The sequence below is a fragment of the Snodgrassella alvi genome (assembly GCF_002777425.1).
Lineage (GTDB): Bacteria > Pseudomonadota > Gammaproteobacteria > Burkholderiales > Neisseriaceae > Snodgrassella > Snodgrassella alvi_B.
In genome coordinates this window covers 51490-74617 of sequence record NZ_MDVC01000055.1, presented here as the reverse complement: position 1 = coordinate 74617, position 23128 = coordinate 51490, and the positions used below count along the sequence as shown (strand labels likewise).

18 protein-coding genes and 4 tRNA genes are annotated in these 23128 nt (G+C 46.1%); 1 reads left to right on the top strand and 21 read right to left on the bottom strand.

Annotation, left to right across the window (positions count from 1 at the left end; translation table 11 throughout):
- Positions 1–114 precede the first annotated feature (114 nt).
- The 18 genes from rpoC to dprA all read right to left on the bottom strand — a co-directional run bounded on the left by rpoC (position 115) and on the right by dprA (position 19026).
- Positions 115–4290, bottom strand: a complete 4176-nt coding sequence (gene rpoC / locus BGI33_RS04730; protein WP_100090172.1) for a DNA-directed RNA polymerase subunit beta' — start codon at positions 4288–4290, stop codon at positions 115–117.
- Between the two features lie 57 nt (positions 4291–4347).
- Positions 4348–8529 (bottom strand): DNA-directed RNA polymerase subunit beta, encoded by a 4182-nt coding sequence (rpoB, locus tag BGI33_RS04725; RefSeq protein ID WP_100090171.1) that lies wholly within the window; start codon positions 8527–8529, stop codon positions 4348–4350.
- A 187-nt stretch (positions 8530–8716) separates the two neighbouring features.
- Positions 8717–9091, bottom strand: a complete 375-nt coding sequence (gene rplL, locus BGI33_RS04720) for a 50S ribosomal protein L7/L12 (protein WP_100090170.1) — start codon at positions 9089–9091, stop codon at positions 8717–8719.
- A gap of 54 nt (positions 9092–9145) precedes the next feature.
- Positions 9146–9646 (bottom strand): 50S ribosomal protein L10, encoded by a 501-nt coding sequence (gene rplJ / locus BGI33_RS04715; protein ID WP_100090169.1) that lies wholly within the window; start codon positions 9644–9646, stop codon positions 9146–9148.
- A 274-nt stretch (positions 9647–9920) separates the two neighbouring features.
- A complete protein-coding gene (gene rplA, locus BGI33_RS04710; protein ID WP_100090168.1) occupies positions 9921–10616 on the bottom strand; it encodes a 50S ribosomal protein L1 in 696 nt (231 codons plus the stop codon).
- Positions 10617–11048 (bottom strand): 50S ribosomal protein L11, encoded by a 432-nt coding sequence (gene rplK / locus BGI33_RS04705; protein WP_037406890.1) that lies wholly within the window; start codon positions 11046–11048, stop codon positions 10617–10619.
- Positions 11049–11174: 126 nt separating this feature from the next.
- Positions 11175–11708, bottom strand: a complete 534-nt coding sequence (nusG, locus tag BGI33_RS04700) for a transcription termination/antitermination protein NusG (RefSeq protein WP_025329893.1) — start codon at positions 11706–11708, stop codon at positions 11175–11177.
- A 2-nt stretch (positions 11709–11710) separates the two neighbouring features.
- A complete protein-coding gene (gene secE / locus BGI33_RS04695; RefSeq protein ID WP_100090167.1) occupies positions 11711–12163 on the bottom strand; it encodes a preprotein translocase subunit SecE in 453 nt (150 codons plus the stop codon).
- A gap of 62 nt (positions 12164–12225) precedes the next feature.
- Positions 12226–12301, bottom strand: a tRNA-Trp gene (locus BGI33_RS04690).
- An 8-nt stretch (positions 12302–12309) separates the two neighbouring features.
- On the bottom strand, positions 12310–13500 hold the full coding sequence (gene tuf / locus BGI33_RS04685) for an elongation factor Tu (protein ID WP_100090166.1): 1191 nt from the start codon (positions 13498–13500) through the stop codon (positions 12310–12312).
- Between the two features lie 38 nt (positions 13501–13538).
- Positions 13539–13613: transfer RNA gene (locus BGI33_RS04680), tRNA-Thr, on the bottom strand.
- A 21-nt stretch (positions 13614–13634) separates the two neighbouring features.
- Positions 13635–13708 (bottom strand) — tRNA-Gly (locus tag BGI33_RS04675).
- Between the two features lie 39 nt (positions 13709–13747).
- A tRNA-Tyr gene (locus BGI33_RS04670) sits at positions 13748–13831 on the bottom strand.
- 112 nt (positions 13832–13943) lie between these two features.
- Positions 13944–14198 (bottom strand): YfhL family 4Fe-4S dicluster ferredoxin, encoded by a 255-nt coding sequence (locus BGI33_RS04665; RefSeq protein ID WP_100090165.1) that lies wholly within the window; start codon positions 14196–14198, stop codon positions 13944–13946.
- 98 nt (positions 14199–14296) lie between these two features.
- Positions 14297–14860 (bottom strand): 16S rRNA (guanine(966)-N(2))-methyltransferase RsmD, encoded by a 564-nt coding sequence (gene rsmD, locus BGI33_RS04660; RefSeq protein WP_100090164.1) that lies wholly within the window; start codon positions 14858–14860, stop codon positions 14297–14299.
- 77 nt (positions 14861–14937) lie between these two features.
- The gene (gene topA / locus BGI33_RS04655) at positions 14938–17232 is read right to left on the bottom strand and encodes a type I DNA topoisomerase (protein WP_100090163.1); all 2295 of its coding nucleotides are present in this window, start codon (positions 17230–17232) and stop codon (positions 14938–14940) included.
- Positions 17233–17374: 142 nt separating this feature from the next.
- Complete coding sequence (locus tag BGI33_RS04650) at positions 17375–17833, bottom strand: DUF494 family protein (protein WP_100090162.1); 459 nt, start codon at positions 17831–17833, stop codon at positions 17375–17377.
- Between the two features lie 11 nt (positions 17834–17844).
- A complete protein-coding gene (gene dprA / locus BGI33_RS04645) occupies positions 17845–19026 on the bottom strand; it encodes a DNA-processing protein DprA (RefSeq protein WP_100090161.1) in 1182 nt (393 codons plus the stop codon).
- A 355-nt stretch (positions 19027–19381) separates the two neighbouring features.
- Here dprA and BGI33_RS04640 point away from each other — a divergent pair, with 355 nt between their 5' ends.
- Positions 19382–20167 (top strand): DUF2071 domain-containing protein, encoded by a 786-nt coding sequence (locus tag BGI33_RS04640; protein WP_100090160.1) that lies wholly within the window; start codon positions 19382–19384, stop codon positions 20165–20167.
- 134 nt (positions 20168–20301) lie between these two features.
- Here BGI33_RS04640 and ruvC read toward each other — a convergent pair whose 3' ends face one another.
- The 3 genes from ruvC to BGI33_RS04625 all read right to left on the bottom strand — a co-directional run bounded on the left by ruvC (position 20302) and on the right by BGI33_RS04625 (position 23006).
- Positions 20302–20853 (bottom strand): crossover junction endodeoxyribonuclease RuvC, encoded by a 552-nt coding sequence (gene ruvC / locus BGI33_RS04635; protein ID WP_100090159.1) that lies wholly within the window; start codon positions 20851–20853, stop codon positions 20302–20304.
- Between the two features lie 126 nt (positions 20854–20979).
- Complete coding sequence (gene murU / locus BGI33_RS04630; protein WP_100090158.1) at positions 20980–21684, bottom strand: N-acetylmuramate alpha-1-phosphate uridylyltransferase MurU; 705 nt, start codon at positions 21682–21684, stop codon at positions 20980–20982.
- Positions 21685–21815: 131 nt separating this feature from the next.
- Positions 21816–23006: a PilT/PilU family type 4a pilus ATPase gene (locus BGI33_RS04625; RefSeq protein ID WP_100090197.1), complete on the bottom strand. Its 1191-nt coding sequence runs from the start codon at positions 23004–23006 to the stop codon at positions 21816–21818.
- Positions 23007–23128: the final 122 nt, after the last annotated feature.

The following is a 23128-nucleotide window of genomic DNA, read 5'->3' as shown; positions in this document are numbered from 1 at the left end:
AATTTTAATTCTATTTAATTCATCAGAAAAACAACAATGTAAGGATTCATACACAAAACAAAACCGCTGAAAGACACTCAGCGGTTTTGTTTTGGTTACAACAGTAATTCAAGCTTATTCGCTTTTATCAGCCGCTTCAGCAGCTACCTGTTCCTGCCATTTCTGACGACGGCTGCGATGGTAAGTCAGACCAGTACCGGCCGGAATCAGACGACCTACAATCACATTTTCTTTCAGGCCGCGTAAATCATCGCGTTTGCCCATAATTGCTGCTTCAGTCAGTACACGTGTAGTTTCCTGGAAGGAAGCCGCAGAGATAAAGGAATCAGTAGATAACGATGCTTTGGTAATACCAAGCAATACGTTATCAAAGCGTACCGGTTCCTTACCTTCGGCCAGCAGTTTTTCATTGGCGATCATGACATCACCGCGTTCAACCTGCTCACCGGTAATGAAGTGGCTGTCACCAGCATCAGCGATATTCACTCGACGCAACATCTGGCGAATAATCACTTCGATATGCTTGTCGGAAATCTTCACACCTTGCAGACGATACACTTCCTGTACTTCCTGCACGATGTAACGCGCCAGTGCTTCAATACCCTGCAAGCGCAGAATATCGTGTGGATCTACCGCACCGTCAACAATCACTTCACCACGGTTAACTACCTGACCATCATGTACTAGCACCTGTTTTTCTTTAGAAATCAAGGTCTCATAGGCAACACCATCTGCATCAGTGATGATCAGACGCTGTTTACCCTTGGTTTCTTTACCAAAGGATACAGTACCGGTTACTTCTGCCAGCATGCCCACATCTTTAGGGGTACGTGCTTCAAACAACTCAGCCACGCGTGGCAAACCACCGGTAATATCGCGGGTTTTGGATGAAGCCTGCGGAATACGCGCCAGCACATCGCCCTTACCTACTTCCTGTCCTTCGCGTACGGTAATCACCGCACCTACCGGGAAAGCCATGGAAACAGCGGTTTCACTACCAGCCATGCGAATTTCTTCGCCTTTTTCATCCAAGAGTTTTACAGTTGGACGCAACAGTTTGGACTGGGTAGACGAGCGACGTTTACCATCAATTACCACCAAGGTGGACAAACCGGTTACATCGTCGGTTTGTTTCGCTACAGTCACGCCTTCTTCGATATTCTCAAAGCGAACACGACCTGCAAACTCGGTAATCATCGGACGGGTATGCGGATCCCAGGTAGCCAGAGTCTGGCCAGCTTTCACCACACCGCCATCTTTGGCCTGCAACAAAGCACCGTAAGGTACTTTATGGCGTTCACGCTCACGACCGATATCATCATGTATCACGATTTCAGATGAGCGGCCGATTACTACCAGCTCACCCTTGTTATTGGCTACATAACGCATCTGGCTGGAGAAGCGCACAGTACCACCTGATTTTGCTTCTACCTGACTGGCAGCAGCTGCTCGTGAAGCGGCACCACCAATGTGGAAGGTACGCATGGTTAACTGGGTACCCGGTTCACCAATGGATTGCGCTGCAATCACGCCCACGGATTCACCAGCATTCACCAGTTTACCGCGTGCTAGGTCACGTCCGTAACATTTGGCACATAAACCATGGCGGGTTTTACAGGTAATCGGCGTGCGTACTTTAATTTCATCGACGCCGGAATTGTCAATCAAATCCACCAGACTTTCGTTTAGCAGGGTACCGGCGTCCACAAGTGTCTCACCGCTGGTCGGATCCACCACGTCTTCAGCAGTCACTCGGCCCAGTACGCGGTCGCGCAGTGATTCGATAATATCACCGCCCTGTACCACAGCTTTCATGACAAAGCCATCATTGGTACCACAATCATCTTCTACCACTACCAAGTCCTGAGTTACGTCTACCAGACGACGGGTCAGATAACCGGAGTTAGCGGTTTTCAATGCGGTATCGGCCAGACCTTTACGCGCACCGTGGGTAGAAATAAAGTACTGCAATACCGTCAAACCCTCACGGAAGTTGGAGGTAATCGGTGTTTCAATAATGGAACCATCAGGTTTTGCCATCAAGCCGCGCATACCTGATAACTGTTTAATCTGTGCCGCAGAACCACGGGCACCGGAATCGGCCATCATGTAGATGGAGTTGAACGATTCCTGATCAACCAGATTACCTTCGCGGTCAACTACTTTCTGGGTAGACAGATTATCCATCATCGCTTTGGCGATCTTGTCACCGGTACGACCCCAGATATCGACTACTTTATTGTAGCGTTCGCCATTGGTTACCAAACCTTGACGATACTGGTCTTCAATCTCTTTCACTTCGGCATTAGCTTCTGCCAGAAACTGCGGTTTGCTTTCCGGTACCAACATATCGTCAACACAGATTGAGATGCCGGCACGGGTTGAGAATGCATAACCGGTATACATCAGATGGTCGGCAAAAATCACTGTATCGCGCAAGCCACAACGGCGGAACGAAGCATTAATCAGCTTGGAAATTTCTTTTTTCTTCAGCGTTTTATTAATATGCTCGAATGACAGACCTTTTGGCAGGATTTCTGACAGCAGCGCACGACCTACTGTAGTTTCGTAGCGGTTTACTACTGGTACAAATTCGTCCTGACCGTTTTTCACCCATTCGCGCAAACGCACAGTAATTTTGGTACCCAGCTCTACCTGACGAGTCTGATAGGCGCGGTGTACTTCCTTCACATCGGCAAACAGGCTGCCTTCGCCCTTACCATTAATTTTGTCGCGGGTCATATAGTACAGACCCAATACGATATCCTGTGACGGTACGATAATCGGGTCACCATTGGCTGGCGACAACACATTGTTGGAAGCCAGCATCAGGGTGCGCGCTTCCATTTGCGCTTCCAGACTCAATGGCACGTGTACAGCCATCTGGTCACCGTCAAAGTCGGCATTAAATGCAGTACATACCAATGGGTGCAACTGAATGGCCTTGCCTTCAATCAGAATCGGTTCAAAAGCCTGAATACCCAAGCGGTGCAAGGTTGGTGCACGGTTGAGCAAAATCGGATGTTCACGAATAACGTCTTCGAGAATATCCCATACAATCGGCTCTTCCTGTTCCACCATTTTTTTGGCTTTTTTAATGGTGGTTACTGTTGGGTCGAGTTGCTCCAGTTTGTGGAAAATAAACGGTTTGAACAGTTCCAGAGCCATTTTTTTCGGCAGACCGCATTGGTGCAGGCGCAGGTAAGGACCTACGGTAATCACTGAACGGCCAGAATAGTCGACACGTTTACCCAGCAGGTTCTGACGGAAACGGCCTCCTTTACCTTTAATCATGTCAGCCAATGATTTCAGCGGACGTTTGTTGGCACCAGTCATCGCTTTACCACGACGGCCATTGTCCAGCAGGGAGTCAACTGCTTCCTGCAACATGCGTTTTTCATTGCGGACGATGATGTCCGGTGCACGCAATTCCAGCAAACGTTTCAAACGATTATTACGGTTAATGACGCGGCGATACAGGTCATTCAAATCTGAAGTGGCAAAACGGCCACCATCCAGCGGTACCAGCGGACGCAAATCCGGTGGCAATACTGGCAGCACGTCCATAATCATCCACTCCAGTCTCATACCGGAGCGCTGAAATGCTTCCAACACTTTCAAGCGTTTAGCAATTTTCTTAATTTTAGTGTCGGAGCTGGTGGACTCAAGCTCCTGACGCAGTACAGTCACCTCATGAGCAATATCCATGGCACGCAACAAATCGCGAATGCCTTCTGCACCCATCTTGGCTTCAAAGTCACCACCAAATTCTTCATATTTGTTGATGAATTCTTCTTCACTGAGCAATTGACGCGGCTGCAATGAAGTCAGACCAGGGTCAGTTACCACATAGGCTTCAAAATACAGAATGCGTTCGATATCGCGCAAAGTCATATCCAATACCATACCCAGACGGGATGGCAGCGACTTCAGAAACCAGATATGTGCAACCGGTGCAGCCAGTTCAATATGCCCCATGCGCTCACGACGCACTTTGGACAAAGTCACCTCTACACCACATTTTTCACAGGTCACACCACGGAATTTCAGGCGTTTGTATTTACCACACAAACATTCATAATCTTTAATCGGGCCAAAAATTTTGGCACAGAACAGGCCGTCACGTTCCGGTTTGAAGGTACGGTAGTTAATCGTTTCCGGCTTTTTCACTTCACCGTACGACCAAGAACGAATGGTATCCGGCGAAGCAATGCCGATTTTGATTGCGTCAAATTCTTCTTCGGCACTGACATTTTGCAGCGGATTAAATAAGTCTGATAAAGCTTTCATATTTGCTCCTGACGATGCCGCATGCAGTATCTACACACTGCATACGACCGGTGTCGGTTAGTAACGTTCCAAATCCATATCCAAGCCCAAAGAGCGAATCTCTTTCAGTAACACATTGAAAGATTCCGGCATGCCGGCATCAATCTTGTATTCGCCTTTAACGATGTTTTCATACATTTTGGTACGGCCAGTAACGTCATCTGATTTCACAGTCAACATTTCCTGCAAGGTATAAGCAGCACCATAAGCTTCCAGTGCCCACACCTCCATCTCACCAAAACGCTGACCACCAAACTGAGCTTTACCACCTAGTGGCTGCTGTGTTACCAGACTGTACGGACCAGTTGAACGGGCATGCATTTTCTCATCAACCAAGTGATGCAGTTTGAGGTAGTGCATTACCCCCACAGTTACCTTACGGTCAAATGCTTCACCGGTACGGCCATCATACAGTGTCATCTGGGTACGGGTATCGTTGAAACCCAGTTTCTGGATTTCCGGATCGTCTTCCGGATAGGCCAGCGCCAGCATGTTTTTGATTTCGGATTCTTCCGCACCATCAAATACCGGCGTAGCTACAGTCATCCCCTTACGCAGATGTTGTGCCAGATTGATGATTTCTTCGTCATTAAACTGCGACAGATCTTCTTTCTTGCCACTGCTGTTGTACACCTTCTCAAGGAAAGCACGAATATCATCAGCCGCACGTTTTTCCGCCAGCATGCGGTCAATCCGTTCACCAATACCTTTGGCTGCCCAGCCCAGATGCACTTCCAGAATCTGACCGATATTCATACGACTTGGCACACCCAGCGGGTTCAGCACAATATCCACTGAACGGCCATCAGCCATGTACGGCATGTCTTCAACTGGCAGAATGCGCGATACCACACCCTTATTACCATGGCGACCAGCCATCTTGTCACCGGCTTTCAGACGACGTTTAATGGCAATAAATACCTTAACCATCTTCTGTACACCCGGTTGCAATTCATCACCCTGGGTGAGTTTTTTCTTTTTGATTTCATACATGGCATCTGATTCTTCATGTTTGGCCTGCAAACTTTCTTTAATCAGCTCTACCTGTTTGGCGATACTTTCATCGCTCAGACGAATATCAAACCAGTCGTGTCGGCTTGGCAATGATGCCAGATAGTCTTTAGTAACTTCTGCACCTTTGGCCAGTTTTAAGGGGCCGCCATTAACCTTTTGTCCCAGAATCAGGCGTTCAATACGATCAAATGCATCATCATTGAAAATGCGCAACTGATCAGTCAGATTCTGACGATAGCGTTTCAGCTCAGCATCAATAATCGCTTTGGCACGTTTATCACGTTCAATGCCTTCACGAGTGAATACCTGTACATCGATAACGGTACCACTCATGCCAGTAGGCATACGCAAGGAAGTATCTTTTACATCGCTGGCTTTTTCACCAAAAATAGCTCGCAACAGTTTTTCTTCTGGAGTGAGCTGAGTTTCACCTTTAGGTGTTACTTTACCAACCAGTACATCACCGGCTTCTACTTCAGCACCGATGTAAACAATACCAGACTCATCCAGACGATTCTGCATGCGTTCAGACAAGTTCGGGATATCACGGGTAATTTCTTCCGCACCCAGTTTGGTATCACGGGATACCACATTCAATTCTTCGATATGAATGGAAGTATAACGATCGCCAGCAACTACCCGTTCTGAAATCAGAATTGAGTCTTCATAGTTGTAACCATTCCATGGCATGAAAGCAATGGTCATATTCTGACCCAGTGCCAGCTCACCCAAATCAGTAGAAGCACCATCGGCAATCACATCACCGCGAGCAATAACGTCGCCTTTCTGTACAGCCGGACGCTGATTGATGTTGGTAGACTGGTTGGAACGGGTGAACTTCACCAGATTGTAAATATCCACACCTACTTCACCAGCGGTAGCTTCGTCATCATTGACACGTACCACAACACGGTTGGCATCGACATACTCAACCACACCGCCACGGCTGGCCGCAATAGCAGTAGCACTATCAATTGCAACTGAGCGTTCAATACCTGTACCTACCAGTGGTTTTTCTGCACGCAGACAAGGTACTGCCTGACGTTGCATGTTGGCACCCATCAAAGCACGGTTCGCATCATCGTGCTCAAGGAACGGAATCAGAGAAGCCGCTACAGAAACCACCTGACCGGTAGCCACGTCCATATACTGTACGCGGTCTGGTGTCGCCATAATGGTTTCACCTTTTTCACGACAGGTTACCAGATCACCGATAATACGGCCTTCTTCATCCAGATCGGCATTAGCCTGAGCAATGACAAAGCGGCCTTCTTCGATTGCAGACAGATAGTCAATATCATTGGTTACCTTACCATCCACTACACGGCGATAAGGTGTTTCCAGAAAACCATATTTATTGGTACGGGCATAAACAGCCAGTGAATTAATCAAACCAATATTCGGGCCTTCTGGTGTTTCAATCGGACATACGCGACCATAGTGGGTTGGGTGTACGTCACGCACCTCAAAACCAGCACGTTCACGGGTCAGACCACCCGGGCCCAAGGCAGATACACGACGCTTATGGGTTACTTCAGACAGCGGATTAGTCTGGTCCATAAACTGTGATAACTGACTGGATCCGAAAAATTCCTTAATGGCCGCAGAAACCGGTTTGGCATTAATCAGGTCATGTGGCATCAGATTTTCTGATTCAGCCTGATTCAGGCGTTCTTTTACGGCACGTTCCACACGTGACAAGCCACTGCGGAACTGGTTTTCAGCCAGCTCACCAACCGAACGCACGCGACGGTTACCCAAATGGTCAATATCATCCACTTCACCATGACCATTGCGTAATTCTACCAGCGTGGCAATTACAGATACGATATCTGGAATGGTCAGCACATGGTTGCCTTCTTTATCGGCATCGACAAAAGTCTGCGTCATCAGGCGGCCATACCAGGATTCTTGCTGTGCTTCCAGCAATTTTTGCTGATAGGTACGTGTGTTGAATTTCATCCGGCCAACGCGTGACAGGTCATAACTGTCTTCGCTGAAAAACAGACGGTTAAACAACGCTTCTACTGCATCTTCGGTTGGTGGTTCACCCGGGCGCATCATGCGATAAATGGCAATACGCGCAGCCTGCTGACCCTCGGTTTCGTCCGTACGCAGGGTATTGGAAACATAACCACCCTGATCCAGATCATTGATATACAGAGTAGAAATCTCTTTAACTCCCTGAATATCAAACTGTGCCAGTAATTCTTCGGTGATTTCATCATTGGTTTTAGCGAGTACCTCACCAGTATCAGGCACAATGACATCAGCAGCCAGCACCTTGCCAATCAGGCTTTCCGGTTCAACTTCCAGCCATTTAATGTCAGCAGCAACAATGTCACGAATATTTTTGGCATTGATGCGTTTACCCTTCTGTACCAATATTTTACCGTCTTTATCGACCAAGTCGAATTTGGCAGTCTCACCTTTCAGGCGTGACGGTATCAGATTAGTGTGCACACCATCTCTAGATAAGAAATACTGTTCTTTGTCATAGAACATATTCAATATCTGTTCCGGTGTGAAACCTAGGGCTTTCAGCAAAATTGTCACCGGCATTTTACGGCGACGGTCAATACGGAAATAAAGCAGATCTTTCGGATCAAACTCAAAATCAAGCCATGAACCACGGTAAGGAATAATACGAGCAGAAAACAGTAATTTACCTGAAGAGTGTGATTTACCGCGATCATGCTCAAAGAATACGCCTGGCGAACGGTGCAACTGCGACACAATCACACGCTCAGTACCATTGATAATGAATGAACCACTAGGTGTCATCAGTGGAATTTCACCCATGTATACTTCATTTTCGCGAACTTCTTTAACCACATTCGGTTTGGATGACTCTTTGTCTAAAATTACCAGACGAATTCGCGCACGCAATGGAGCAGCATAAGTAATACCGCGCAATTGACACTCAGGAATATCAAATAGAGGTTCACCTAGCACATAATGGGTAAATTCCAGACGGGCATAACCGTTATGACTAACAATTGGGAAAATAGACTGGAAGGCTGCCTGAAGACCAGTATCAGCACGTTGGTCAAAAGGAGTTTCCATCTGCAAAAACTGCGTATAGGAATCCAACTGTGTAGCTAATAGAAACGGTACTTCCAATACATTGGCACGTTTGGCAAAGCTTTTACGGATACGTTTTTTTTCAGTAAAAGAGTAGGACATGAACAGTCTCCAGTAGGGAGGTTTGGCAAGTAAGGTTTTATAAATACTCAGACAACTATCAAAATAAATATAGTAAAATTAAGTAAATTATTAGTATTTTTGTAAATATTTATAAAACTTCACTTAGGTTAGACAAGCGAAAGCAGGCTGGTAGCCTAAGCTACCAGCCTGTAAAACACAACTGAGATTACTTGATTTCGACAGAAGCGCCAGCTTCTTCCAGTTGTTTTTTGATGTCGTCGGCTTCAGCCTGAGAAACACCTTCTTTAAGGGTTTTAGGAGCACCGTCAACCAGATCTTTAGCTTCTTTCAGACCCAGGCCAGTGATGGCACGAACAACTTTAATCACACCAACTTTTTGTGCACCGGCAGAAGTCAATACTACGTCAAACTCAGTTTTTTCTTCAGCGGCAGCAGCACCAGCACCAGCAGCACCACCAGCAACAGCCAGAGCAGCTGCAGAAACACCGAATTTTTCTTCAAAAGCTTTAACCAGGTCGTTCAATTCCATAACGGTCAGGTTACCAACTGCTTCCAAGATGTCTTCTTTAGTAATAGCCATGCTATTAAACTCCAATAATTGAGAATGAAAATTTAAATATATAAGGGATGAAAATTATGCAGCTTCTTCGCCAGCTTTTTTCTCGGCCAGAGCAGCAAGTGCACGGGCAAAGCCAGAAACAGGTGCTTGCATAATACCCAGCAATTTCGCCAGCAATTCGTCGCGGCTCGGAATAGAAGCAAGTTCTGTAACCTGAGCAACATCAAGCAACTCACCATTATATGAGCCTGCTTTCAGCACGATTTTTTCATCTTTTTTCGAGAACTGGTGCAGTACTTTTGCAGCAGCAACCGGGTCTTCAGATACCGCATAAACCAAAGGACCAACCATCTGGTCAGCCAGGCCTGCGAATGAAGTACCTTCAACAGCGCGACGGGCTAATGTGTTTTTCAACACATGCAGGTATACACCTGCCTTACGAGCATTGGCACGCAGTTCGGTCATGCTAGCAACACTGATACCACGATACTCGGCAATAACCATAGTTTGTGCATTAGCGATGGCTGCTGCAATTTCGGCTACGGCTGCTTGCTTGGTTTCAATATTGAGACTCAAGGTCTACCTCCCACTGTTTTTAAACAGAGCAATACAAGTATTACTCCACCCAGCGCGGCAACCCAAAAAGACATCCGTAAGCAGAGCTTACACAAGATTATCTGGGACTACCGTCTGCGTAGGGTAATTTTTAAAATCTGCATTATCAGCACAGATTCCCTACGGTCTTGGACATCTACTTATTTCTAAGTAGCCCGACATATAAATGTGACACACTTATATGAATTTTGATGGCAGTCTGAAATGAAACAGACTGCCAGTAGTAATATGCTTCTTAGCTATTTACAGAGGCACTGTCAATACGCAAGCCTGCACCCATGGTGCTGGATACTGCGATTTTACGCAGATATTGGCCTTTTGCAGCAGCAGGTTTGGCTTTAACAATTGCATCCAGAAGAGCATTGAAGTTTTCACGCAGATCAGCAGCTTCAAAAGAAGCACGGCCAATAGTTGCATGAACAATACCAGCTTTGTCAGTACGATACTGTACCTGACCAGCCTTGGCATTTTTTACAGCTTCAGCAACATTAGGCGTTACAGTACCTACTTTAGGGTTTGGCATCAGACCACGCGGGCCCAGAATGGTACCCAGCTGACCAACCACACGCATGGCATCAGGAGAAGCAATAACCACGTCGAAGTTCAGATTGCCTGCTTTTACTTCAGCAGCCAGATCATCAAAACCAACCACGTCAGCACCAGCTGCTTTGGCAGCTTCGGCATTGGCACCCTGAGTAAATACAGCCACGCGCACAGTTTTACCTGTACCTTTAGGCAGTACTACTGAACCACGGATTACCTGATCAGATTTACGTGCATCCACACCCAAATTGAAAGACACATCAATAGACTCATCAAATTTGGCGGTGGCATTTGCTTTTACCAGATTTAATGCTTCATCAATAGTATACAATTTATTGGTTTCTACAGCAGCGCGAATAGCCTGCATACGTTTAGAAAGTTTTGCCATTTACACACCCTCCACATCTAAACCCATTGAACGGGCACTACCAGCGATGGTGCGCACAGCTGCATCCAGATCCGCAGCAGTTAAATCAGGCTCTTTGGCCTTGGCAATTTCTTCCAGTTGTGCACGGGTCACTTTACCCACTTTTTGTGTCAGCGGATTAGAGCTACCTTTTTGCAAACCAGCTGCTTTTTTCAGCAAAATAGAAGCTGGCGGAGTTTTCATCACAAAGGTAAATGATTTATCTGCAAATGCAGTAATCACTACCGGAACCGGTAAGCCAGGCTCTACATTTTGTGTAGCAGCATTAAATGCTTTACAGAATTCCATGATATTCAAACCGCGTTGACCCAAAGCAGGGCCTACCGGAGGAGATGGATTGGCTTTACCTGCAGGAATCTGCAGTTTGATGTAGCCTACAATTTTTTTTGCCACTTGATTTAGACTCCAAATAAACGGGTATGACGCAGCATTTGCTGCTTCCCAAAAGCAAGACCCGTGATTATAAAGAAAATTTCTTTCCCTTACAAGCACAGGTTAAGTTGTGTTGTATTCTTGCTGTTAAATTTTCTCTACCTGAGAAAATTCCAGCTCCACTGGTGTTTCACGACCAAATATCTGTACTGCAACGCGTAATTTGTTACGCTCGTAATTGACTTCTTCGACAACGCCGTTAAAGTCTTTGAATGGCCCTTCATTCACGCGTACCTGCTGGCCAACATCAAACAGTACTTTTGGTTTTGGTTTTTCCACGCCGCTTTGCACCTGATGCAAAATAGCATCCACCTCACGAGCAGAAATAGGTAATGGTTTATTGGCTGTTCCACCAATAAAGCCGGTTACACGCGGGGTATTTTTTACCAGATGCCATGAAGCATCGGTCATGTCCATTTCTACCAGTACATAACCCGGAAAAAATTTGCGTTCGGTAATACTGCGGCGACCATTTTTTATATCCACCACTTCTTCAACCGGCACCAGTATCTGACCAAAATACTCACCCATTCCTTCGCGCTCAATGCGCTCTTTCAAGGTTTTCTGGACATTTTTTTCAAAACCGGAATAAGCGTGTACAACGTACCACTGTTTTGCCATGATTAACTCCTCTTCATAAAGATGTCGAATAACAACCATGAAATCAGGCTGTCAACACCCCAAATAAATATCGACAAGACAGCTACAAATATTAGTACAAACAAGGTCATGCGCAATGCTTCATTGCGCTCGGGCCACACTACTTTCCTGGCTTCCGACACACTGTCACGCACATAGGCAGTCAGCTCACGCCCGCCAGTACTCCAGAAAAATACGATTACGATGGCCGCTACTACTCCTACTAATGGAAACAGATAACGGATGTAAAGTGGTAATTGCGCATTCAAAGCATAGAATGCCATGATACCAGCGGCAATTAGTATGGCTGATAGGATATATTTGAGAAAATCAAAACGCTTGTTGCGTTTGATTTCCAATTGCTGCTGTTGTCTGGCTTCAGCTTTTAATTGCGCTTTGGTTTTGGTTCCCACATCTTTCGATGTTTTGTTGTCCATACAACCACCTTTTGATTAATACAAAAAAGACTAACCGACCTATGGCCGATTAGTCTGATTTTTGGCAGGCCAGGAGGGTCTCGAACCCCCAACCCTCGGTTTTGGAGACCGATACTCTACCAATTGAGCTACTGGCCTACAAAACTTTAAGCGATAACTTTAGCAACCACACCGGCACCAACTGTACGGCCACCTTCACGAATCGCAAAGCGCAAGCCTTCTTCCATCGCAATCGGGTGAATCAATTCTACATCGATGGTTACGTTTTCACCTGGCATTACCATTTCCACGCCCTCTGCCAGACTTACTGCTCCTGTTACGTCAGTAGTACGGAAATAGAATTGTGGGCGGTAGTTTGCGAAGAATGGAGTATGACGACCACCTTCTTCTTTGCTCAATACGTAAACTTCTGCTTTGAATTTGGTGTGCGGAGTGATGCTGCCCGGTTTTGCCAATACCTGACCACGTTCTACTTCTTCACGTTTGGTACCACGCAACAATACACCTACGTTGTCACCCGCCTGACCTTGATCCAGCAATTTGCGGAACATTTCCACACCGGTACAGGTGGTTTTTTGGGTCTCTTTCAGACCTACGATTTCAATTTCGTCGCCTACATTGATTACACCACGTTCTACACGGCCAGTAACCACGGTACCACGGCCTGAAATTGAGAATACGTCTTCAATCGGCAACAGGAATGGTTTGTCTACAGCACGTTCCGGAGTAGGAATGTAGCTGTCTAATGCATCTGCCAAAGCCATGATTGAAGCTTCACCGATATCAGAAGTATCACCTTCCAGTGCTTTCAGTGCAGAACCTTTAATCAATGGAATGTCGTCACCAGGGAATTCGTAGCTAGACAGCAGATCACGGATTTCCATTTCTACCAGTTCCAGCAACTCTTCGTCGTCTACCATGTCGCATTTGTTCATGTAAACGATGATGTAAGGTACGCCTACCTGACGAGCCAGCAGGATGTGCTCACGAGTTTGTGGCATCGGACCGTCAGCAGCAGAAACCACCAGAATGGCGCCGTCCATCTGTGCAGCACCGGTAATCATGTTTTTCACGTAGTCAGCGTGTCCCGGGCAGTCAACGTGTGCATAGTGACGCTCTGCGGTTTCGTATTCTACGTGTGAAGTATTAATGGTAATACCACGGGCTTTTTCTTCCGGGGCATTGTCAATCTGATCGTAGGCTTTCGCTGCACCACCAAATTTTTTGGACAGAATGGTACAAATTGCAGCGGTCAGTGTGGTTTTACCATGGTCAACGTGACCGATGGTGCCAACGTTTACGTGCGGTTTGCTCCGCTCGAATTTTTCTTTAGCCATGGCTACTTCCTATCTAAAGATGATTAGTTTAATTCAGGTGGTGCCCATGGACAGAATTGAACTGTCGGCCTCTCCCTTACCAAGGGAGTGCTCTACCCCTGAGCTACATGGGCATACGGCGGTATTTACTTATCTGGAGCGGGTGAAGGGAATCGAACCCTCACCGTAAGCTTGGAAGGCTTCTGCTCTACCATTGAGCTACACCCGCATACTTACTTAAAAACTACTCCAAGTAAGACTGGAATTTTGGTGGAGGGAGAAGGATTCGAACCTTCGAAGCTTTCGCAACAGATTTACAGTCTGCCCCCTTTGGCCGCTCGGGAATCCCTCCAAAAGAGAACGGCATGATAATGTTCATTTGCATCTTCGTCAAGTCTATTGAGCAATTTTTTTTGCCCAAAATAATAATTAACTGTTTCAAATGCATTTCAGCCGGAATAAATTTACTCCTTTTCTGCCATTAGCTGCTGATATTTCGCTTCCAGCTCTGCTTCGCTTTCAGGGTGCTCTTCATCAATGATGATGCAGTCTACCGGGCAAACCTGCTGGCACTGTGGCTCATCATAATGTCCAACACACTGGGTACAACGCTCCGGGGTGATTTCATAAATCTCATCACCCTGATAAATAGCGTTGTTTGGGCACTCGGGCTCGCACACATCGCAGTTAATGCACTCATCTGTTATCAAGAGTGACATATTTTTCCTTTATCGTTAAATTTAACTCAAAACCATTGGGCGCGGATTATAACATTATTTTGCCTCTACCCCGGTTAGCAGCTATCTGTTTATGCCATCTATTCGTTGCGGTAAGTTAATAATTCAAAACGGCTTATACCTGACTTTCCCTCTCGCAGCAGCTGCCAGCCTGATGGTAATGTGGGTAATGTGCTGCTTTCCAGATAGACACGTGCCTGTGGCTGCAGATGCGGGACAATGGCGTCTAAGAGCTCATGCCATTGCTGCCAGACATAAGGCGGATCAAGAAACACTACGTCAAAATGCTGACGGTTATTCGCGAGAAAACTCTGTGCATCAGTACAGATGAGCACTACCTGACTAAAATTCAATTGTTGCAGATTGTTTTTTATTGCAGCAGCCACCTGACGATTTTTTTCTATCAGGGTAACTGTTCTGGCTCTTCTGGAAGCAGCTTCCAGCCCCATCACTCCGCTACCGGCAAAAAGATCCAGTACAGCCATACCAGTTAAGTCCTGTCCTAGCCAGTTAAACAGACGTTCACGCACACTATCGGCAGTCGGGCGCAGGCCATCAGCAGCCGGAAAGGTTAATTTACGACCCCGGTGTGTGCCACCAATGATACGCACCTGATTGCGATGCTGTTGCTGTACTTTTGCCACGTGAGTTTACTCCGATAAAAAAGACTTTCAGGCATTCTGAAAGTCTCGATAAATTTAATTACTTTGAGGTGCCTGTTTTATTCTTTTGGTGCAGGCGGTTCAATTTGTTCCGTATAACCACATTCTTTTTGCGGACACACTTTTTCAGTGCCACGTCGCTTGGTGGTTTTGATGGTTAATATTGGCCAACTACATTGCGGACAGGGCTCATTAATTGGTGGATTCCACACTGCATAGTCACAATCCGGATAGGTGTTACAACTATAAAATAGCTTTCCATAGCGGCTTTTACGCTCAATGAGGTTGCCTTTATGGCATTTCGGACATTCAATGCCGGTATCTTTGGGTTTTTCCAGTGGCTCAATATATTTACATTTTGGATAATTGGCACAACCAATGAATTTGCCATAACGTCCGCGCTTGTAAACCAGCTGTCCTTCACACTTCGGACAGTTGCGCCCTTCTACTACGGTAGGCTCTTCTGCCGCCTTGGCCGCTTCTTCGGCAGTTTCATTAACGTTACGGGTGTAGTCACACTCTGGGTAGCCGCTACATGCTATAAAACGACCCCGTTTACCAAATTTAATCTGTAATTGGTGTGCACTACATTTTGGGCAGATTTCATCCAGATTTTCGGCGGTGAGCTCTGCACGCGGAATATCTTCCTTGGCCTTGATTTCTTTGTCAAATCCTTTCCAGAATTGTTGCATTACTGGCTTCCATTCCCGTTTGCCGCCGGCAATGTCATCCAGCTGGTTTTCCAGTCTGGCAGTAAAATTGTAATCTACATACTGGCCGAAATGCTCAGTCAGGAATTTGTTGACTACTTCACCGGTATCAGTAGGCAGAAAACGCTTCTGTTCCAGAGTAACGTATTCACGTTCTTTCAGCGTGGAAATAATACTGGCATAGGTTGATGGCCGGCCGATACCATATTCTTCCAGTGCTTTAACCAGACTGGCTTCAGAGTAACGTGGTGGTGGCTGGGTAAAATGCTGTTCGCCAAAAATTCTGTCGACCGGCAGATTGTCGCCTTCATGCAGTTCTGGCAATTTTTTGGCATTTTCTTCATCTTCGCTGTCGTCCACGCCTTCTTCGTATACGCTGAGAAAACCGGCAAAAGTCTGTACCTGACCGGTTACTCGGAAGATACCTTTACCAACTACAATATCGACGCTGGTAGTATCAAAACGGGCAGGCGCCATTTGGCAGGCCACTGCACGCTGCCAGATCATCTGATACAGGCGAAACTGGTCAGCAGTCAGGAAAGGTTTTACTTCTTCTGGCGTACGATAGACTGAGGTTGGGCGAATAGCTTCGTGCGCTTCCTGTGCATTTTTGGATTTGGTTTTGTAAATCTTCGGTGCAGATGGCAGATATTCGCTGCCAATTTTGTTGTCAATATAATGACGTATTTCAACTACGGCATCGTCAGACAGGCTAACTGAGTCGGTACGCATGTAGGTAATCAGCCCCACTGCACCCTGTCCGACATCCACCCCTTCATATAATTGCTGGGCAGTACGCATAGTACGGTCTGTGGTCATGCTCAGCTTGCGTACTGCTTCCTGTTGCATGGTTGAAGTGGTAAAAGGAGCAGCTGGATTCCGGCTGCGCTTTTTCTTTTCCACTTTGGACACATGTGCCTGCTGTCCGTCCAGTGCATTTACAATTTCCTGCTGCTGGGCTTCATCTGGGATATCAAACTGTTCCAGTTTCTGCCCCTGCCAGTGGGTTAATTTGGCGGTAAATTTGGTACGCGCCTTATGGCTGTCCAGATGTACAGTCCAGTATTCCTGGGCAGTAAATTCGCGGATTTCCTGCTCACGCTCACAAATCATGCGTAACGCCGGACTTTGTACTCTGCCAGCAGACAAACCACGGCGAATTTTTTTCCATAATAGTGGCGACAGATTAAAGCCAACCAGATAATCCAGTGCTCGTCGTGTCTGTTGTGCATCTACCAGTGTTTGTGACAGTTCACGCGGATGAGCAACGGCCTCCAGCACGGCTTTTTTGGTTACTTCATGGAATACTACCCGCTTTGGATGCAGGTTTTTCAACCCACGCTTGGATTTGAGTATCTCCTGTAAATGCCAGGAAATGGCTTCACCTTCCCTATCCGGGTCGGTAGCCAGATACAGTGCATCTGCTTCTTTGGCCGCAGCAACAATGGCATCCAGATGTTTGGCATTGCGGCTGACAAGCTGATATTTCATGGCAAAGTCATTTTCTGGATCCACGGCACCACTTTTGGGCACCAGATCGCGCACATGGCCATAAGAAGCCAGAATTTCAAAATCGCTGCCTAAATATTTTTTCAGCGTCTTGGCTTTAGATGGAGATTCAACAATCAACAGGTTTTTTGCCATTCGTTCAGGCTCACATTCGTAATTTAAGTATTTGTGATATGTTGTTAGTCTGGTTTATTCTAATAAATACGCTTGGACAAAGCAAAAAGCTTTCAGACGTACTGACTGAAAGCTTTCAAATACTGTATCGCTGTCAGTAATTTTACTGCATTATGGCCTCACCATTAAGTGCAGCCATTAATTCATCGCCGATTAGTACCGGTAATTCTGAACGATGTGCCCATAATACCAACAAAGCTAACACTTTGGCATGATCTACCGTGATGTCTTCGTAAGGTAAGTTCATCAGGGCGTTGAGTACAAATTCGCGCTGCTCTGGCTTAAGTGCGCCATTCTGCTCCAGAAAATGTATCAGACCACGTACATCCAGAGGCAGTGCATCCAGTTCTTCATTATTGTAAATGCGTGTCCCTGTACTGCTGCGTAATATTTCTGCCGGAATCACTGGTTCAAAACGCAAATAATCCAGACACGATAATGCGTCACCAATTTCTTCATCATTGAAACCTACTTCTTCCAGCAGTGCACCCAGATCTTTACGCGGAGGGAATGCATCAACGTCTTGAAAGTGCTCAATCAAAAACGCTATTACATCAATCATTTGCTTTCCTTTCAAGATTTAATGCGTTGATAACAACCGCCCGGCAGGGCAGTAATCCAGCCACCAAGTTCCAGTGCTACCAGATGAGCATACACATCTGTTGCAGCCATGCCAAGTGTTGTAACCAGTGTGTCCGGGTGAACCACACTGTAACCCAGTCCGGCCAGAATCTGCTGTTCCATCGGGCTGAGTGCAGACACAGGCGCACTGGCCAATGATAAATCTTCAGGATTACCAATGCTTGAGGATGGCGTACTGATTGAGGATACTTGTGGGGTAGATTGGCTGCTATATGATTGCAAATGCGGTTTTTGCAAGAGTAAAGGGCATTCCTGCAGAATATCCTCCAGATTTTCTACCAGTCTGGCCCCCTGTTTAATCAGTGCGTGACAGCCTTTACTTAAAGGATTATCAATCGAGCCCGGTATCGCCATGACTTCCCGACCCATTTCACCTGCCAGACGTGCGGTAATTAATGAACCTGATTCGGTTGCAGCCTCTATTACTAGCGTACCCTGACTCAGTGCCGCAATCAAGCGATTGCGTCGGGGAAAATTACCTGCCAAAGAACGGGTACCTAACGGAAATTCAGAAATAATGCAGCCATGTGCAGCAATCTGTGCAGCCAGAGCCTTGTTGCGTGCCGGATACACACGGTCAATTCCGGTGCCCCAGACAGCAATGGTGCCCCCTGTACCCAACAATGCACCCTGATGGGCAGCAGTATCAATACCATCGGCCATTCCGGAGATAACGGCAATTCCCTTTTGTGCTAGTGCCTTGGCAAAATCACGGGCGATGCGCATTGCCTGTGGTGTTGCATGGCGGCTGCCGACTATGGCTAGTGATGGCTGGTGCAGGCATTGGCTGTTGCCACGGATAAATAATAATGGCGGTGGTGTCAGTCCTTCAGTTAGCAGTGTTGGATAATCATTATCGGTCAGCAATAACAGCCGGGCATCGGCATGGGATTGCTCCCATGTCAGGGCGGCTTCTGCAGCCTGTCTGGCCTCGTCACTACGCCAGTACCGGCTAGCCTGCGTGCGAAGCAGGAAAGGTTTAATTTCAGCAATATTTGCAGACAGTATGGCTTGTGCTGAACCAAAATGGTTCAGTAGGCGCAGAAATGTTTCGCTGCCTATATATGGAGTTAAAGCCAGCTCAATCCATGCACAGCGCTCTTGCTCATTCATTTACATTATCTTACATTAAATATTTTATTAATTATGACAAAAGTAAGTTTATAGAACAATTGATTATTTAAATATAGTGGCCGAATATTATTTATATTAAATATAATTATCAACTTATCCAATATAAATTATTAATTTATTTAATTATTATGGATCCTAATTTATATTTCAAATCAAAATTAAAATTTTTTATTTGAAATATAAATTAAAACTTTGCTCATCCAGTTATTATCAATCTAAAAATGTATAAATTTATGTTTGTTTTTGTAAACACATATATGTATACTTAATCATGTGAACACCACGGTAATTTGATGATGTTTAGACTTTCGGGATAAGGATCAAAGGTATATATATGCTAACGTCACTTAAATTCAAGGATTTTTTGCATCCACGACCGGCACCATCTGGAATTGATGTAGACTGTAAGTTGAAACATTTTGCCATTATTACTTATGCCGTTGATGCACATAAGTTTGCCGGATTATTCCCGCCACGTTTCCAGCTAGATAGTGTCATGATTGATGGTCAGGAAAAAGGTTTGCTATCAGTGGTACCCTTTATGGATGTGGATTTTACCTCGGCAGTTTATCCTTTTCCTGTTTTCACCATGGGGCAAACCAATTACCGGATTTACATCATTGATGCCACTACTGGGGAACGCTGTGTCTGGTTTTTGGGTACAACCTTGGATTCGTGGACCATTATGGTACCTCGCCATGTGTGGAAGCTACCGTGGCACCCAGGCAAAATGAGTTTTAATTGTGATTTTGACCAGCATTCTGGCTGCTACCGGCACTATGAAATGCATACACAGGCAGATTGGGCACCCGCTCAGGTACAATTAAGCCAGCAACCTGATCAGGAATTTCATTTTCAGGGTTTTCCTGATAGCGAAACCGCACTGGTTTATCTGACTCACCCGCTGGCGGGTTTTTATTACCGCCGCAATGGTAAATTGGGTACTTACCGGGTTTGGCATGATCGTCTGGACGTGAAACCAGCCAAACTTGAATCGGCACGATTTGGCTTGCTAAGCCGAATGAAACTGGTTAATGAAGATGAACAACAGCACCCGTATAGTGTGCTGCTTCAACCGATTAATGAATTTACAATTTATCTGCCACCTACTGCCTTATAGGTTTAAGACACACAGTAATTGGGATTGATTATTATCTTGTCTTTTCGGAGCAAAGGTCAGGCAGGATGATTAATTTTGCTCAATGCGCAGACCAACCACCTTAAAGCGGTGGGATGTTGTGTGGCTCACAGGATTTAACGGAAGCGACCGGATTTAATGGTTAGTCCCTGCTGAATTCTGGAGGCGAGGCTGTAATTGCGTAATGCATGAGTTAGTGCAACAGCCAGCGCATCCGCAGCATCAGCCTGCGGTGTACCAGACAGGGACAGCATTTGTACTACCATATGCTGTACCTGTTCTTTGGCCGCTTTACCCTGCCCCACTACTGCCTGCTTTACTTGCAGGGCAGTGTATTCAAATACCGGTAATTCGCCCAGTGTCAGTGCGGCTATTGCCGCGCCCCGCGCCTGTCCCAATACGAGAGTGGCCGCCGGATTAACATTGACAAATACCTGTTCTATAGCAGTTTGGGTAGGTTGATAGGTAGATATAACTTCTTGTAAATTGCGCACAATCACCCGGATACGCTCAGCTAAAGTAGCGCCCGCAGCAGTTTTAATACAGCCAGAGGCAACGTAGATGTGCTGGCGGCCAATGACATCAATAACCCCAAAACCGGTAACACGACTCCCGGGATCGACACCTAAAATACGGATAGTGGTTTGCTCAGACTGCTGTGTTTGCATGCTTATACTACTGCTTAATCGCGGAAAAACAAGGATTAGTACTGGCAGGAAAATCAAATATCCTGTAAAAACGAATATCCGCCAGTTGAATAAATAATGTTACCGTATATTGGACAGACTTGTTAATTATTCGCCACCACTTTCAATAACCCATTGATTGGCCTGATTCAATCTTTCTACTGTTCCCACATCCAGCCAGTAGCCAGCATGATATTCGCCACTAACCTGATCTGTCTGCATGGCAGTACGCAATAAAGGTGCCAGTCTAGCCCGAGTGTGTGGCTGAATATTATTAAATAAGGCTGGATGATAAACGCCAACGCCACTAAAGGTTAATGTCGGATTATAAGGTTGTTGTTCGGTTACATCCCCTGTTTGGGTTAGGCTAAAATCACCTTCTGGATGATGTTTCGGGTTATCAACCAGCCATAAATGCGCCAGCTTACCCGTTTGTTGTATTCTTTCACCGATCTTTAAGGCCTGTGCAAAATCTATATCGGTTAATACATCGCCGTTAATAACTAGAAACGGCTTACAGCCAAGTAGAGGTAAGGCAGTGGCAATCCCGCCGGCAGTTTCCAGACCACCTTCTTTTTCAGCTGAATAACGAATATTCACTCCGTAGGCACATCCTGTACCCAGAGTGGCTTCGATTTGTTGTCCCAGCCACGCATGATTAATCACAATATCGCGGAAACCAGCAGCCTGTAAGCGCTGCAAATGATGGCCGATTAATGGTATTCTACCCACGTTCAGCAAGGGCTTGGGAATGGTATCGGTAAGCGGCCGCATACGTTCGCCGCGTCCGGCAGCCAGAATCATAGCTTTCATGGTGCTTTACTATCCCGTGATACAGTTCACAGGCTGGATGATTTACAGCCTATAATACAACAGGCAAAGCTGGTAGCTTTGCCTGAATAAAATTGTAAGGTTAACAAGAAATTAACTGGATTTATATCGATCTAAATCAGGTTCAGCTCTGCCCCTGTATTGAAGATTGCTGCACCTTTTTCACCCTGCTCATACAAATTAATCCGCAAGCGTAAATCATTAGGTGAATCAGCTTGGCGCAAAGCTTCTTCAAAATCTATGATACCATCAGCATATAGCTGAAACAGACACTGATCAAAAGTTTGCATACCATCATTACCTGATTTGGCCATCAGTTCTTTTATCTGCATTAATTTGCCTTTGTAGATATAGTCCTGAACAGTAGCTGTATTGATTAACAGGTCAATCACGGCACGGCGGCCTCTTCCACCTTTTTTCGTGGCCAAACGCTGGCCGATAATGCATACCAGATTCAGCGCCAAATCCATCAGCACTTGTTTATGCTGTTCTTCGGGATAGAAATTCAGAATACGCTCAATGGCCTGATTGGCACTGCTGGCATGCACGGTAAAGAAACACAGGTGACCGGTTTGCGCCAGTTTCAAGGCATACGCCATGCTTTCATCACTGCGCACCTCGCCCACACAGACAACATCAGGTGCTTCACGCAGGGCGCTTTGCATGGCATTGTCCCAGCTTAGCGTATCCACACCTACTTCACGGTGGGTAATAATACTTTTCTTAGGTTTGTGGATATATTCAATTGGATCTTCAATAGTCAGAATATGACCGGCGGAATTGGCATTGCGATAGTCCAGCATGGCAGCCATGGTGGTGGATTTACCGCTACCGGTAGGGCCTGCCAGAATAATCAGACCACGTTTTTTCATCACCAGTTCATTCAGCACTTTCGGCAGAAAAAGGCTTTCGGTAGTAGGAATATCGGTGGTAATCCGGCGCAACACCAAGCCAACCCGACTCTGTTCATGATAAGCATTAACCCTGAAACGCACGCCATTTTTAGCAATTATGGAGTAGTTCAAATCCAGTTCTACCATAAACCGCTGACGTTGAGCCGTTGTCATGGTTGACATGGCAATTTTAGCAGTTTCTTCTCCGGTTAAAGGCTTGGTTGGGGCTGGCACGATTTTGCCATCAACTTTCCAGGACGGCGGAAAGCCCGGGCTGATAAAGATATCTGCGGCATTCAGACGTACAGCTTCCGCAGCCATTTTTTCCAGTACCGGATGTATATGGATAGTTTCCCGCTCCAGAGTGGCAGGGGCACTTGTACTGACATCTGTTGTGTATGATTTTGGCATTATATTTCTGGATTTTACTGTTTTATCGATCTCAGGAGCTAGTATCTTTTCTGCAACTGGTACTGTTGCCTTTTCTTTAACTGGCGAAACCTGTGACACCGGTTGCTCCGATACAGCAGTGG

What these genes read in the sequence shown, in the direction of transcription:
- rpoC (WP_100090172.1), bottom strand. Translation starts at nt 4,290, where the DNA reads ATGAAAGCTTTATCAGACTTATTTAATCCGCTGCAAAATGTCAGTGCC.
- rpoB (WP_100090171.1), bottom strand. Translation starts at nt 8,529, where the DNA reads ATGTCCTACTCTTTTACTGAAAAAAAACGTATCCGTAAAAGCTTTGCC.
- rplL (WP_100090170.1), bottom strand. Translation starts at nt 9,091, where the DNA reads ATGGCTATTACTAAAGAAGACATCTTGGAAGCAGTTGGTAACCTGACC.
- rplA (WP_100090168.1), bottom strand. Translation starts at nt 10,616, where the DNA reads ATGGCAAAACTTTCTAAACGTATGCAGGCTATTCGCGCTGCTGTAGAA.
- nusG (WP_025329893.1), bottom strand. Translation starts at nt 11,708, where the DNA reads ATGGCAAAACAGTGGTACGTTGTACACGCTTATTCCGGTTTTGAAAAA.
- secE (WP_100090167.1), bottom strand. Translation starts at nt 12,163, where the DNA reads ATGGACAACAAAACATCGAAAGATGTGGGAACCAAAACCAAAGCGCAA.
- tuf (WP_100090166.1), bottom strand. Translation starts at nt 13,500, where the DNA reads ATGGCTAAAGAAAAATTCGAGCGGAGCAAACCGCACGTAAACGTTGGC.
- BGI33_RS04665 (WP_100090165.1), bottom strand. Translation starts at nt 14,198, where the DNA reads ATGTCACTCTTGATAACAGATGAGTGCATTAACTGCGATGTGTGCGAG.
- topA (WP_100090163.1), bottom strand. Translation starts at nt 17,232, where the DNA reads ATGGCAAAAAACCTGTTGATTGTTGAATCTCCATCTAAAGCCAAGACG.
- BGI33_RS04650 (WP_100090162.1), bottom strand. Translation starts at nt 17,833, where the DNA reads ATGATTGATGTAATAGCGTTTTTGATTGAGCACTTTCAAGACGTTGAT.
- dprA (WP_100090161.1), bottom strand. Translation starts at nt 19,026, where the DNA reads ATGAATGAGCAAGAGCGCTGTGCATGGATTGAGCTGGCTTTAACTCCA.
- BGI33_RS04640 (WP_100090160.1), top strand. Translation starts at nt 19,382, where the DNA reads ATGCTAACGTCACTTAAATTCAAGGATTTTTTGCATCCACGACCGGCA.
- ruvC (WP_100090159.1), bottom strand. Translation starts at nt 20,853, where the DNA reads ATGCAAACACAGCAGTCTGAGCAAACCACTATCCGTATTTTAGGTGTC.
- murU (WP_100090158.1), bottom strand. Translation starts at nt 21,684, where the DNA reads ATGAAAGCTATGATTCTGGCTGCCGGACGCGGCGAACGTATGCGGCCG.
- BGI33_RS04625 (WP_100090197.1), bottom strand. Translation starts at nt 23,006, where the DNA reads ATGCCAAAATCATACACAACAGATGTCAGTACAAGTGCCCCTGCCACT.